This window comes from Lutibacter sp. B1, assembly GCF_012524075.1.
Lineage (GTDB): Bacteria > Bacteroidota > Bacteroidia > Flavobacteriales > Flavobacteriaceae > Lutibacter.
On sequence record NZ_JAAZUI010000009.1, the window covers coordinates 107,376 to 121,262 of the forward strand.

Annotated in this window: 11 protein-coding genes; 10 read left to right on the forward strand and 1 reads right to left on the reverse strand. The window is 29.2% G+C overall.

Features of this window, described 5'->3' with window-relative positions; genetic code table 11:
* Nucleotides 1-32 precede the first annotated feature (32 nt).
* Genes HGB55_RS07280 through HGB55_RS07300 form a run of 5 tightly spaced genes read left to right on the forward strand, consistent with a single transcriptional unit; the run spans nucleotide 33 to nucleotide 6,429 of the window.
* Nucleotides 33-2,420, forward strand: a complete 2,388-nt coding sequence (locus HGB55_RS07280; RefSeq protein ID WP_168816100.1) for a DNA translocase FtsK — start codon at nucleotides 33-35, stop codon at nucleotides 2,418-2,420.
* 16 nt (nucleotides 2,421-2,436) lie between these two features.
* Nucleotides 2,437-3,099 (forward strand): outer membrane lipoprotein carrier protein LolA, encoded by a 663-nt coding sequence (locus tag HGB55_RS07285; RefSeq protein ID WP_168816101.1) that lies wholly within the window; start codon nucleotides 2,437-2,439, stop codon nucleotides 3,097-3,099.
* A gap of 5 nt (nucleotides 3,100-3,104) precedes the next feature.
* The gene (locus HGB55_RS07290) at nucleotides 3,105-4,550 is read left to right on the forward strand and encodes an LptF/LptG family permease (RefSeq protein WP_168816102.1); all 1,446 of its coding nucleotides are present in this window, start codon (nucleotides 3,105-3,107) and stop codon (nucleotides 4,548-4,550) included.
* Between the two features lie 4 nt (nucleotides 4,551-4,554).
* On the forward strand, nucleotides 4,555-5,697 hold the full coding sequence (ribB, locus tag HGB55_RS07295; RefSeq protein WP_168816103.1) for a 3,4-dihydroxy-2-butanone-4-phosphate synthase: 1,143 nt from the start codon (nucleotides 4,555-4,557) through the stop codon (nucleotides 5,695-5,697).
* An 18-nt stretch (nucleotides 5,698-5,715) separates the two neighbouring features.
* Nucleotides 5,716-6,429 carry a DUF4369 domain-containing protein gene (locus HGB55_RS07300; RefSeq protein WP_168816104.1) on the forward strand — a complete coding sequence of 238 codons (714 nt, stop codon included), beginning with the start codon at nucleotides 5,716-5,718 and terminating at the stop codon, nucleotides 6,427-6,429.
* Here HGB55_RS07300 and pepE read toward each other — a convergent pair.
* Nucleotides 6,421-7,128: a dipeptidase PepE gene (gene pepE / locus HGB55_RS07305; RefSeq protein WP_168816105.1), complete on the reverse strand. Its 708-nt coding sequence runs from the start codon at nucleotides 7,126-7,128 to the stop codon at nucleotides 6,421-6,423. The genes HGB55_RS07300 and pepE overlap by 9 nt on opposite strands.
* A gap of 100 nt (nucleotides 7,129-7,228) precedes the next feature.
* Between pepE and HGB55_RS07310 the strand changes: the two genes are divergently transcribed.
* The 5 genes from HGB55_RS07310 to HGB55_RS07330 form a co-directional block, all read left to right on the forward strand.
* On the forward strand, nucleotides 7,229-8,017 hold the full coding sequence (locus tag HGB55_RS07310; RefSeq protein ID WP_168816106.1) for a hypothetical protein: 789 nt from the start codon (nucleotides 7,229-7,231) through the stop codon (nucleotides 8,015-8,017).
* On the forward strand, nucleotides 7,998-8,762 hold the full coding sequence (locus tag HGB55_RS07315) for a carboxypeptidase-like regulatory domain-containing protein (RefSeq protein WP_168816107.1): 765 nt from the start codon (nucleotides 7,998-8,000) through the stop codon (nucleotides 8,760-8,762). Before HGB55_RS07310 ends, HGB55_RS07315 begins: the two co-directional genes overlap by 20 nt.
* A 71-nt stretch (nucleotides 8,763-8,833) precedes the next feature.
* Nucleotides 8,834-9,334 (forward strand): DUF6702 family protein, encoded by a 501-nt coding sequence (locus HGB55_RS07320; protein WP_168816108.1) that lies wholly within the window; start codon nucleotides 8,834-8,836, stop codon nucleotides 9,332-9,334.
* Between the two features lie 65 nt (nucleotides 9,335-9,399).
* Nucleotides 9,400-11,679 (forward strand): M1 family metallopeptidase, encoded by a 2,280-nt coding sequence (locus HGB55_RS07325; protein ID WP_168816109.1) that lies wholly within the window; start codon nucleotides 9,400-9,402, stop codon nucleotides 11,677-11,679.
* A 64-nt stretch (nucleotides 11,680-11,743) separates the two neighbouring features.
* On the forward strand, nucleotides 11,744-13,887 hold a 2,144-nt coding region (locus tag HGB55_RS07330), incomplete at its 3' end, for a M1 family metallopeptidase (protein WP_211047365.1).

Consider the following 13,887-nt stretch of genomic DNA (forward strand, 5'->3'; position numbering starts at 1 on the left):
AATTTTATATTTTTGTGTGATACTTTTAATGAATGGCAAAAAAGAAAAAAACAACACCAAACACACCTAAAAAACAACCTTTCCAAAAAACGAAATCCTTTTTTGGAAATAGACAAACTCAAACTATTTTGGGTGCGTTTATAATGCTATTTGCCATATTTTTATTTACTTCATTTATATCTTATTTTTTTAATTGGCAAGACGACCAAAGCCAATTAAATGCATTTACCGATAAAAATGTAACTGTAAAAAACTTATTGGGTAAAATTGGAGCAAGTATTAGCCACTTTTTTATTTACGATGGTTTTGGCGTTATTTCAATATACTTTCCTGTATTACTGTTTTTTTCAGGTTTGCTGGTATTTTTAAAAGGAAGTTTAAAAAAAATAAGAAAAACTTGGGGATGGGGAATTTTGGGAATTATCTGGTTTTCTGTAACATTTGGTTTTTTAGCACATAAAAATGCACTTTTGCCAGGAGTAATTGGTTATGAAACCAATATTTATTTACAGCACTTTTTAGGTAAAACCGGACTTATATTAGTATTATTCTTTTTAATGCTTTCTTATTTAGTAATTCGTTTTAAACTTACGCCTGAAAAAGTTAAAAGCAGTTTACCTGCTAAAAAGAAATTATTTTCCGATACTGAAACTACCGAAAACAATATCAATATCAAAGCTATTGATAACGACGAAATAAAATCTGATTTTGATTTATCTGCTGAAGCAACCAAAAAGTTCAACAATTCTACAAATGATTTAATTAAAGAAACTACAGTTGATGAAGATTTAGATATACAGATTGTTCACAAACCGGAAGGTATTGAGCACGATGTTAAAATTGCTGTTGATAAAGTTCAAGAAGAAAGTCATGTGAACGAAAATTTATCAGATAAATTGGTAAAAGATTTTGGTGAATTTGACCCTACTTTAGAATTAGGAAATTACAAATTTCCAACATTAAATTTATTACGAGATTATAACGAAAGTATCTCTGTTGATCAAGAAGAGTTAGAAGAACATAAAAACAGAATTGTTGAAACTCTTAACAACTACAAAATTGGAATTGACCGTATAAAAGCTACTGTTGGACCAACTGTAACTCTTTATGAAATAGTACCTGAAGCAGGTATCAGAATTTCAAAAATAAAGAATTTAGAAGATGATATTGCTTTATCGCTATCTGCTTTAGGAATTAGAATTATAGCGCCAATACCGGGAAAAGGAACTATTGGTATTGAAGTGCCTAATAAAAAACCAACTATGGTTTCGATGAAATCAGTAATTTCTTCAACAAAATTTCAAAATTCTGAAATGGAATTACCCGTAGCTATAGGTAAAACTATTTCTAACGAAACATTTGTAGTAGACCTTGCAAAAATGCCTCATTTATTAATGGCCGGAGCAACTGGGCAAGGTAAATCTGTTGGTTTAAATGCCGTTTTAACTTCTTTATTGTATAAAAAACACCCAGCAGAAGTAAAATTTGTTTTAGTTGATCCTAAAAAAGTTGAACTAACACTTTTCAATAAAATTGAACGCCATTATTTAGCAAAACTTCCAGATACTGATGAAGCCATTATTACCGACACAACCAAGGTAATCAATACTTTAAATTCATTATGTATTGAAATGGATGCACGTTACGACCTTTTAAAAACTGCTATGGTTCGTAATATTAAAGAATATAACGTAAAATTTAAGGCTCGAAAATTAAATCCTGAAAACGGACATAAATATTTACCTTATATAGTTTTAGTTATTGATGAATTTGCCGACTTAATTATGACTGCCGGAAAAGAAATTGAAACGCCAATTGCACGTTTAGCTCAATTAGCTCGAGCTATTGGAATCCATTTAATTGTTGCAACACAACGCCCGTCAGTAAATGTAATAACAGGTATTATTAAAGCCAACTTCCCAGCCAGAGCTGCTTTTAGAGTTACTTCAAAAATAGATTCAAGAACCATTTTAGATGGTCCGGGAGCCGATCAATTAATTGGTAAAGGAGACATGCTTTTTTCTGCCGGAAATGATTTAATTAGACTTCAATGTGCATTTGTTGATACTCCTGAAGTAGAAAAAATAACTGATTTTATTGGATCACAAAGAGCATATCCTGATGCATATATGCTTCCTGAATATAGTAGTGATGAAATTGGCACAAGTCTTGATATAGATATAAGCGAAAGAGATGCATTATTTAGAGATGCCGCTATAGTAATAGTACAAGCTCAACAAGGTTCTGCATCATTATTACAACGTAAATTAAAATTAGGATACAACCGTGCCGGAAGATTAATAGATCAATTAGAAGCAGCCGGAATTGTTGGTCCTTTTGAAGGAAGTAAAGCACGTCAGGTTTTAATTCCTGATGAAATGGCTTTAAAACAATTATTAGATAACGAAACAAACAGTTAAAAGAACAATTGATAGAATGAAAAAAATAGTATTTTTAATAGCATTAACCCTAATTAGTTTTGCCTCATTTAGCCAAAATTCTAATAAAGCGAAGGCTTTACTTGATGAAGTTTCCCAAAAAATAAAAAAATATGAAAATATTTATATTGAATTTAATCATAGATTAGATAATAATGATGCAGATGTACACCAAGAAACCAGAGGTGATGTAACTTTGAAAGGTGATTTGTATCATTTGAACTACATGGGTACTGAACAAATTTTTGATGGTAAAAAAACATATCTGATAGTTCATGAAGATGAAGAAGTAATTATTCAAAACTCAAAAAAAAATAATAATGAAGATGATGATACTTTAACTCCTTCTAAAATGTTTTCATTTTACGAGAATGGGTATACTTTCAAAATGGATGAATTGAAAACAACCAAAGGTGTTAAAATTCAATATGTTAAACTTATTCCTATAGATAGTCATTCTGAAATTAAAAATTTTATAATTGGTGTTGATATTAAAACAAAACATATTTGTAATATTATTGAAACCGGAAAAAACGGTACAATTACAACTCTTGAAATAAGATCTTTTAAAACAAATCAACCTATTTCAGAAAAGCTTTTTATCTTTGATGCTGTTAAATACAGAGATCAAAAAAAATATACTATCTCTGAGCCAAAATAGAATAGTTGAAAATATTTGATAAATATATCTTAAAAAGCTTTTTACAACCTTTTTTAGCCACATATTTTGTGGTTCTTTTTGTTTTAGTAATGCAAGCTTTATGGTTGGCTTTTGATGAAATTGCCGGAAAGGGTATTGATATCTTTTTTATTCTAAAATTTTTAGGTTATTTAGCTCTTATACTTACGCCTACTGCCCTACCAATTGGTATATTGTTATCCTCAATAATGGCATTGGGTAATTTATCAGAAAATTATGAGTTTGCCGCTATAAAATCTGCCGGTGTTTCATTAAGAAGAATTATTAGACCTCTAATAATTTTAACTGTTTTGTTAAGTGGACTAAACTTCATATTTTTAAATAACATTTATCCTTGGGCTACTCTAAAACAAAAGAATTTATACTTAAATATTAAAAAGAAAAAACCTGCATTGGCGTTGGTACCTGGTGCTTTTAATACCGAAATACCTGGTTTTAGCATAAAATTTGACGAAAAATATGGTGAAGAGAAAAATTTACTTAAAAATGTTCAAATAGCCGATTTAAGTGCAGGTAAAGGAAAACAAAAAGTTATTACAGCTGAAAAAGGTATAATTTCTACTGAAGAAGGTAGTAAATACATGACACTAACCCTTGAAAATGGAAATTATTACGAAGAACATATAAAAAACAACATGTCTCTTGAAGAAAGAGCTAAAATGCCTGCTTCTAAAGCAACCTTTAAAACCTATATAATTAATATTGACATATCATCATTTAATGATGATGATAATCTAAAAAAAGAAAATATTAAAGAACACCATGGAATGCTTAGTATAAAGCAATTAGATTCAATATCTAAAGAAAGTAAAATTACGTATGATGAGTATATTGAAAATCGTTCTAATAACTTTTATACAACCATACATGCAAATAAATTATATAAATACCCTGATTCGCTTAAAAACAAAAAATTAGATTCCGTTATTTTAAATAATTTCAATCTAAACAATAAAAATGCGGTAGTAAATGAAGCTATTCAAATATTGGATCGCACTATTGAACGAAATAAAAATCAAAAAAAGGATTTTAAAGACCGAAGAAAATTACTAAACCTTTATGATTACGAGTATAGCTACAGAATATCCTTTTCTTTTGCCTGTTTGGTATTATTTTTTATTGGAGCTCCGTTAGGTTCTATTATTAGAAAAGGAGGATTTGGCTTACCAATGGTAATGGCAATAACTATATTTGTAATTTACTTTTTCATTTCGCAGTTTGGTAAAAATTTAGCAGAAGAAAGTGCTATTTCTACATTATTTGGAAGTTGGCTTTCTACCATAATACTTCTACCTTTTGGTATTTTATTAACCAGAAGAGCAACTCAAGGCATGGGTATATTCAATATTGATGCTGTGTTTGATAAAATTCAAAATTTCTTCAAAAAATTCTCTAAAAAATCTTTAAATTAAAAAAATGGAAACTTCAACAAAAAAAATAAAATTAAACACAATTAAAGAAGCTATTGAAGATATTAAAAATGGCAAAATTGTAATTGTTGTTGATGACGAGAATAGAGAAAACGAAGGTGATTTTATTGCTGCTGCAGAGTGTGTTACGCCGGATATGATAAACTTTATGGCTAAACATGGCAGAGGTTTAATATGTGCACCTTTAACTGAAACACGCTGTGAAGAATTAGATTTACCACTTATGGTAAATAAAAATACGGTATTACATAATACACAGTTTACTGTATCTGTCGATTTAATTGGACATGGATGTACTACTGGTATTTCTGTACATGACCGAGCAAAAACAATTAAAGCCTTAACCTTAAAAGAAACCAAACCGGAAGATTTAGGAAGACCCGGACATATCTTCCCGCTAAGAGCTAAAGAAGGTGGTGTATTAAGAAGAACCGGACACACAGAAGCCTCAATTGATTTAGCCAGATTAGCAGGTTTACAACCCGCAGGTATTTTGGTTGAAATTTTAAATGAAGATGGTACTATGGCCCGTTTACCTCAATTAATTGAAGTAGCCGATAAATTTGATTTAAAAATTATTTCGATTGAAGATTTAGTTGCATACAGAATGAAATATGATTCTTTAATTGATAAAATTGAAGATTTCACTATGCAAACTCGTTTTGGAGAATTTCGTTTAAGAGCTTATAAACAAACAACTAACAATCAGGTTCATATAGTTTTATCAAAAGGAATTTGGGATAAAAATGATAAAGTACTCGTTAGGGTAGATTCCTCATTAATTAATAATGATATTATTCGATTGTTAACCAAAACTCCAGACCATAAATTTTCTAAAATTTTCAAAAAAATTAATGATGAAGGAAAAGGTGCTGTTGTTTTTATAAATCAAGAAAATCAATCGTTCAATCTTATTAATAGATTATCTTTGTTAAAAGAAGCTCAAAAAGAGTCTGAAGAAAATCAAGTTCCTAAAATTACCCCTGATGATAAAGATTTTGGAATTGGCGCACAAATTTTACACGATATAGGAATTTCAAAATTAAAGTTATTATCTAACTCTCAATCTATAAAAAGAGTTGGTATGACTGGTTATGGACTTGAAATTGTAGAGTATGTAAATTATTAATTTTAAATTTATACAGCTATGAAAAAAATAATACTATACATTATTGGTGTATGTTTTATTAGTATTGGCTGTAATAATGAAGTTACCAAAGAGCCTAAAAATAATTTACCTCAAAATAATGGTTTTCTCTTATCTGGAACTATAAGTAATTTAACTTCAAACAAAACATATCTAAATAAAATAATTGAGAATTCTATTTATGTGCTCGATTCTTCATCTATTGAGGATAATACTTTCGAATTTGCCGGTATTGTTGATTATCCGGAGCGTTACGCTTTAACTTTTAAAGATTACGCTACCATAGTTGTTCTAATTCTCGAAAATAAAACAATGCATATTGAGTTAGATGGGCACAACTTAAAAGAACCAATTATAACAGGCTCTGAATTAAATTCAAAATTAAACGAGTATAAAATCGCTTCAAAAAATATTTTTAGTAAAATAGATTATTTATTTCCTCATTTTCAAAAAGCAAGACTTGAAAATGATGCTGAAAAATTAGATGAGATAGGCTCTGAAATGAAAAAAATTGAGGCTGAATTTACAAATTACAGTTATGATTTTATTGAAAAAAATAAAAATTCATACATAGCTGCAATGATTTTAAATGATCGATTAAAAACTTCTTATATTGATACTCTAAGAATTACTAAAAGTTATTTAAATCTTTCAGATGAAGTAAAAAAATGTCCTGATGCACAAATTATTGCAGAAACTTTAAATCTACATTAAAAAACTTAAATCAGTATCAGGAGGCAATTCTTTAGCCGATTTATTTTGCTCAAATAATCGTGCATTTAATTTTCCTTTTAAAACCACTTTAGTACCCGTTACTAATAACCAACTTCCTTCTCTTATACCCAAAACAGGAATTTTATTAATGGTATGAAATTCATTTATACGAGTTTCTCTGGTTTCACCCATATGTTTAGAATCGGGATCCGGATCTAAATAATGCGGATTTATATTGAAATTTAAAAAACCTAACGTGCTAAAACTTGGAGGAAAAATAATTGGCATATCGTTAGTTGTTTGCATTGTTAAACCTGTAATATTACTTCCGGCACTTGTACCAAAGTACGGAACACCATTTTCTACAACATTTTTTATTACTGAAATTAATTTATTGTCGTACAATTGTTTCACTAACAAAAATGTATTGCCTCCACCAACAAAAATAGCTTTGGCATTATTTACGGCATCTATTGCATTTTTAAACTCATGTATACCTTCAACTTGAATATTAATTTTTTCAAACCCTTTTTTTGCAATATCAGTATATTCATCATAAGTAATACCACTTGGACGAGCATAAGGGATAAATAAAATTGTAGTTATACCCTTAAAAAAAATAGATAATTCCGGTAAAATATATTCTAAATATCCTTTACCATGAACTGTTGAAGTACTAGCAATAAAAAGTTTTTTCATTAAAAATTGGTTTTATCAAATGTACTAAATTTCAACCTTTAACAAAAGTTTACAATTGCATTAATACAATTTTAAGATTTCAAAAACTTACTTTGTTTTAATGAATATCAAACTAACTAACTCTGCTATTATCATCTTTATTGCTGTGAAATGTTTTTCGCAAGAGAATGCTATAGAAATTAAAGGTGAAATACTAAGTTTTAATAAAAAAGTTAGCGATGTTCATATTATAAATTTAAGCAATGGTATTGGTACTATTAGTGGTGATAATGGAGAGTTTGAAATCAACGTTTCCTTAAATGATATTTTATTAATTTCTTCAATTCAATATAACAGACAAAAAATAAATATTACCAAAAGTATTTTAACTTCAAAAAAAATTAAAATCAATTTAATTCCTTCAGTAAATATTTTAGATGAAGTTGTTATACATGGCTTGTCGGGAAACTTAACAGTTGATATAAGAAAAGTTCCAAAAGACAATACTCCCAAAATGAATTTTAAATTCAATAAAAATGATATTTATAAGGTTTCTTTAGGTAATACATTTTCTTCAAACAAACCTCCTAGTGTAGAACACATGGTAAATCCAATAACCATGAACGGTGTAGGTACTGGTGCAAGTTTTCCAAATTACGCTTATGAAGCTCAAAAAAAATTAAAAAAAGAACTGAACCTTAAAAAAGAAACACCTCTAAAAATTATAACTACATTAGGTGAAGATTTTTTTATAAACGAACTTAAAATTGCCAAAGACAGTATTCATCATTTTTTAACATATTGTGAAACAAGAAATGTTATTCAGAAGTACAACCAAAACAAACTTTTAGAATTAATTAAAATTTTACAGGAAGAAAGTAAAAGTTACCATGCTATTAAAAATCAGTAAACATATAATTCTTCTATTTTTTTTAAGTGTTTCTTTTTTATTTTATGCACAGGAAAACAGAATAAAACTTAATGGTACAGTTAAAAACGATTCTACTTACTTGCAAGATATTAACATTATTAATAAAGCAACTAATTTTGGTACATCAAGTAATAAGAATGGAGAGTTTGAACTAACTGCAAAACTAGGCGATACTATTTTATTTTCTTCAATAATATATTTAAACAGAGAAATAAAAATTACCAAAACGCATATAAACACAAAATCTTTAAATGTATATCTAGAACAGGGAATTAATAATTTAGATGAAATAATGTTGGTTGGAAAAATGACCCTTGAATTAGGAAAAGTAGCACTACCTATGGGAGCTGTACTTGAAAAAGATGAAGATTATTATAAAAAACCACCCGATATAACTCATTTAACAAGCCCAATAAAAGGAAGAGGTATTAGCTTTATAGGTGTTTTTAATATGTTAACCTCAAATTTGCGAAATAAGAGAAGAGAAAAAGTTGAAAAACAAAAACAAATAGAAAAATTAAAAGAAAAATTTTCGACAAACTTAAGAGTTTTATATGAAGATATATTTTTTACAGAAGGGCTCAATATACCTGAGCATAAAATAAATTTGTTTTTAGATTATTGTGAAGGGAATGGTTTAAATGAATTTTATGATAGTAGTGAAATTGAAATTAAAAACTTTTTGGTAAATCAAAGCAAAAACTTTAATTCAATTAAAAATTAACAATAATTTATACACCAAAATTTATTGACTTTTGGAATGCTTTTTGTTTATTAGCAGTTAAAATTACCATAATGAAACTTAAAAAATTATATTTTTTTCTTCTTTTATCAATTCCGCTTTTTGCATTTACAATGCATAAATATTATGTGAGCTTATGTGAAATTGAATATGTTGAAGACCAAAAATCGATTCAAATTATTTTAGGTTTATTTATTGATGATCTTGAATTTACTTTAAATAAAGATGCCAAAAAAAATTTATATTTAGCTTCAACGGAAGAAGTGCAAAATATTGATGCATATTATAAAGAATATTTAAACAATCATTTTAAAGTTGTTGTTAATAATAAAGCACAAAATTTTAATTTTATTGGTAAAGAATACGATGGTGATATTGTTAGGTTTTATTTAGAAATTACTGATATTAAAGAACTTAAATCTTTACAAATTACGAATACTTCATTATTCAGAGATTTTGAAAATCAGCAAAATATTATTAAAATAAAAGTAAACAAATTCAACAAAACCTTTTATTTAGACAAAAATAACCCTAAAGGTTTGTTAAATTTTTAATAATCAATTAAAATTCTTAGCAAAAATAGTTATTTTCGAATCTTATTTTTTAATCAATATCTTAAATGAAAAAACTATTTTTTATTGCAATTTCACTATTCTTAATTTCTTCATCGTTAATTGCCCAAGAAGTTGAAGAAAAAACTGAACCTAAAAAAGAAAAAGAAGGACATTATAATATTAATAAGTTTAGGCAACTTCATCAAGAACTACCTACTCCAAACAAAGAACATACTGCTTCTGGAGCTCCCGGCTATGAGTATACTCAACAGCAAGTTGACTATAAAATGGATATCATTTTAGATGATGAAAATCAAAAATTATTTGGAGAAGAAACTATTACTTACCATAATAATTCGAAAGATGTTTTAGAATATTTATGGGTACAATTAGATCAAAATATGCGTGCTCCAAATTCAAAAACACCGGATATTGAAGGTGAAGGTCCGGGTGTATTATATACGCCGGGTAATTTTACCAAATCATTTATGGGAAAACCTTTTCCCGGTGGTTTCAATATACAACATGTAAAAGATATTAATGGAAATGCTATTGGTTATATGATAAATCAAACCATGATGCGAATTGATTTACCAAAACCGCTAGCATCAGGTGAAAAGTTTATCTTTAATATAAAGTGGTGGTACAATATCAACAATTATATGGTTGATAGAGGTCGTTCCGGTTACGAATCATTCCCTGATGGAAATAAATTATATGTTATAGCACAGTTTTTTCCTCGTTTAGCAGTATATAATAATGTTGAAGGATGGCAAAATATGCAATTTTGGGGAAGAAGCGAATTTGCTTTAGAATTTGGTAACTACCAAGTATCAATTACAACTCCAAAAGATCATATTTTAAATGCTACAGGTGTAATTCAAAACCCTAAAGAAGTATTTACTAAAGAACAATATAAAAGATATTCAGAAGCAAAAAACTCATTTGATAATCCGGTTTTTATAGTTACACCACAAGAAGCTTTAGAAGCAGAAAAAGGAAAAGAAACAAAAACAAAAACTTGGAAGTTTTATGCTGAAAATGTACGAGATTTCGGTTTTGCCTCTTCACGTAAATTTATTTGGGATGCAATGGCTGTAGATATCAATGGTAAAACTGTAATGGCCTATTCATTATATCCAAAAGAAGGAAATCCTTTATGGGAAGAACATTCTACAAGAGTTGTTGCTAACACTTTAAAAGTGTACTCGGAGCATACTTTTGATTATCCTTATCCACATGCAACATCCATAAATGCACAAAGACAAGGAATGGAATATCCAATGATTTGCTGGAATTACGGTAGACCTGGACCTGATGGAAAATATACTGAAAGAACAAAGTCGGGTATGATTGGTGTAATTACACATGAAGTTGGACATAACTTTTTCCCTATGATTGTAAATTCAGACGAACGTCAGTGGACTTGGATGGATGAAGGGATTAACTCTTTTGTAGAAATTTTAGCAGAGTATAAATACGACTCTGAGTTATTTCCAATGAGCAAATATCCAAAAAATATAACAGGATATATGGCTGGTGATCAAAGCAGAATAGCACCAATTATGTCTCAAGGAGATAATGTATTTAATTTTGGTTCTAATGCGTATGCTAAACCTGCTGCCGGATTGTTCATTCTGCGTCAAACCATTATGGGACCCGAATTATTTGATCATGCTTTTAAAACGTATGCGAAACGTTGGAAATTTAAACACCCTACTCCTGCAGATTTCTTCAGAACTATGGAAGATGCTTCGGCAATGGATTTAGATTGGTTTTGGAGAGGTTGGTTTTATACAACCGGATATAATGATATCGGAATAAAAGAAGTGAAAAAATATCATGTAACTGATAAACCTACGCAACAAGCTAAAGATTTAGCTACAAGATATGGTATAACTATAGATCAACTACCTCCTGCTCTATACCTAGTTTCAGAAGATAGTGATGAATTTACTGAAGACCTAAAAAATAAAAAAGCGGAAGATTATAGCATCCTGAATAATTATATTGAAGAAAACTTTACTCCTGAAGAAAAAGCTGATTTAAAAGCTCCTAAATATTTTTATGAATTAAAATTTGAAAAACCCGGCGATTTGGTAATGCCAATTATTGTTGAATTTGAATATGAAGATGGCACAAAAGAACGAAAACAATATCCTGCTCAAATTTGGAGACTTAATGATGATGAAGTAACTAAAGTTTTTCATAGCAGTAAAGCAATTACAAAAATTACCGTTGACCCTGATGAACAAACAGCTGATGTTGATTTAACAAACAATAGCTGGCCAAAAAATACCGAAACTAAATTTGAGCAATTTAAAAAAAATCAAATTAAAGGTTAATCTTATTAGCCACTCCTAAGAGTGGCTTTTTTTATTTCATAATTTATAAATCTACTTAGTTATTATGACAAAAAAATTACTCTATATACAAATTTTAATTCTACTAATTTCATTTTCAACATCTGCCCAAAAAGTTGAAAAACAAAAAGGGCATTATAACACTAGTAAATTCAGGCAATTACATCAAGAATTGCCAACACCAGATAGCCAACATACTGCTTCAGGAGCTCCCGGTTATGAGTATACACAACAGCAAGTTGATTATAAAATGAATATTATACTTGATGATGATAAGCAACGTATTTATGGTGAAGAAACAATTACCTATCATAACAATTCTAAAGATAATTTAGAATATTTATGGCTTCAACTTGATCAAAATATGCGTGCTGCCGATTCAAAAACACCTGATATTAAAGGTAGCGGAGCCAACACATTATACACACCTGCTCAATTTTCAAAAAATTTCTTAGAGAAAAAATTTGATGGTGGGTTTAAAATTGAATATGTTAAAAATATTGATGGCAGTAATGCATCCTATCTTATAAATCAAACAATGATGCGTATAAATCTGGATAAGCCATTAGCATCAGGCGATACTTATTCATTCAAAATTAAATGGTGGTATAATATAAACAATCACGTAACACAAGGTGGTAGATCTGGGTTTGAACATTTTCCTGCTGATGGCAACAATAGTTATGTTATTGCTCAGTTTTTTCCGAGATTATGTGTTTATGACAATGTAGAAGGTTGGCAAAACGATCAATTTTGGGGAAGAAGTGAATTTGCATTAGAATTTGGAAATTATGAAGTTGCTATTACAACTCCTGCCGATCATATACTAGGAGCAACAGGTGTATTAAAAAATGAAGCTGAAGTGCTTACCAAAACACAACAAAAAAGATTAGCAGAGGCAAGAAAAACTTTTGATAATCCGGTAATTATTGTAACCCAAGAAGAAGCTATTAAAGCAGAACAAAGCAAATCTGAAAAAACTAAAACCTGGAAATTTTTTGCAGAAAATGTTAGAGATTATGCTTTTGCTACATCACGAAAATTTATTTGGGATGCTATGGCTGTTGATATAAACGGAAGAACTGTTATGGCTTATTCTTATTATTCAAAAGAAGCAAATCCTTTATATGGAGATCATTCTACCAGAGCAGTTGCCCAAACTTTAAAAACGTATTCAAAACATACTTTTGATTATCCTTATCACAAAGCAATCTCGGTTGATGGACAAATGGGTATGGAATATCCTCAAATTTGTTTCAATCCCGGAAGACCAAATCCTGATGGCACATACAGCGATCGTACAAAATATAGAATGATTGGTGTTACAATTCATGAGGTTGGTCATAACTTTTTCCCTATGATTGTAAATTCAGACGAACGTCAATGGACTTGGATGGATGAAGGTTTAAATTCATTTGTTCAGATGTTGGCTCAAATGGAATATGAAGAAAATTACCCTTTAAATAGAGGTTTACCCAAAAATATTGTACCCTATATGAAAGGCGATCAATCTAAATTATCTCCAATTATGGCAAAAGGCGATGATTTATTTAATTTTGGTTCTAATGCTTATGCAAAACCTGCTACCGGTTTATGGATTTTGAGAAATACAATTATGGGACCCGAATTATTTGACCATGCATTTAAAACGTATGCAAAACGTTGGAAATTTAAACACCCTACTCCTGCAGATTTCTTCAGAACTATGGAAGATGCTTCGGCAATGGATTTAGATTGGTTTTGGAGAGGTTGGTTTTACACAACAGGATATAATGATATCGGAATAAAAGAAGTGAAAAAATATCATGTAACTGATAAACCTACGCAACAAGCTAAAGACTTAGCTACAAGATATGGTATAACTATAGATCAACTACCTCCTGCTCTTTACTTAGTTTCTGAAGATAGTGATGAATTTACCGAAGACCTAAAAAATAAAAAAGCGGAAGATTATAGTATTCTGAATAATTATATTGAAGAAAACTTTACTCCTGAAGAAAAAGCTGATTTAAAAGCACCAAAATATTTTTATGAATTAAAATTTGAAAAACCCGGAGATTTGGTAATGCCAATTATTGTTGAATTTGAATATGAAGATGGCACAAAAGAACGAAAACAATATCCTGCTCAAATTTGGAGACTTAATGATGATGAAGTAACTAAAGTTTTTCATAGCAGTAAAGCAATTAC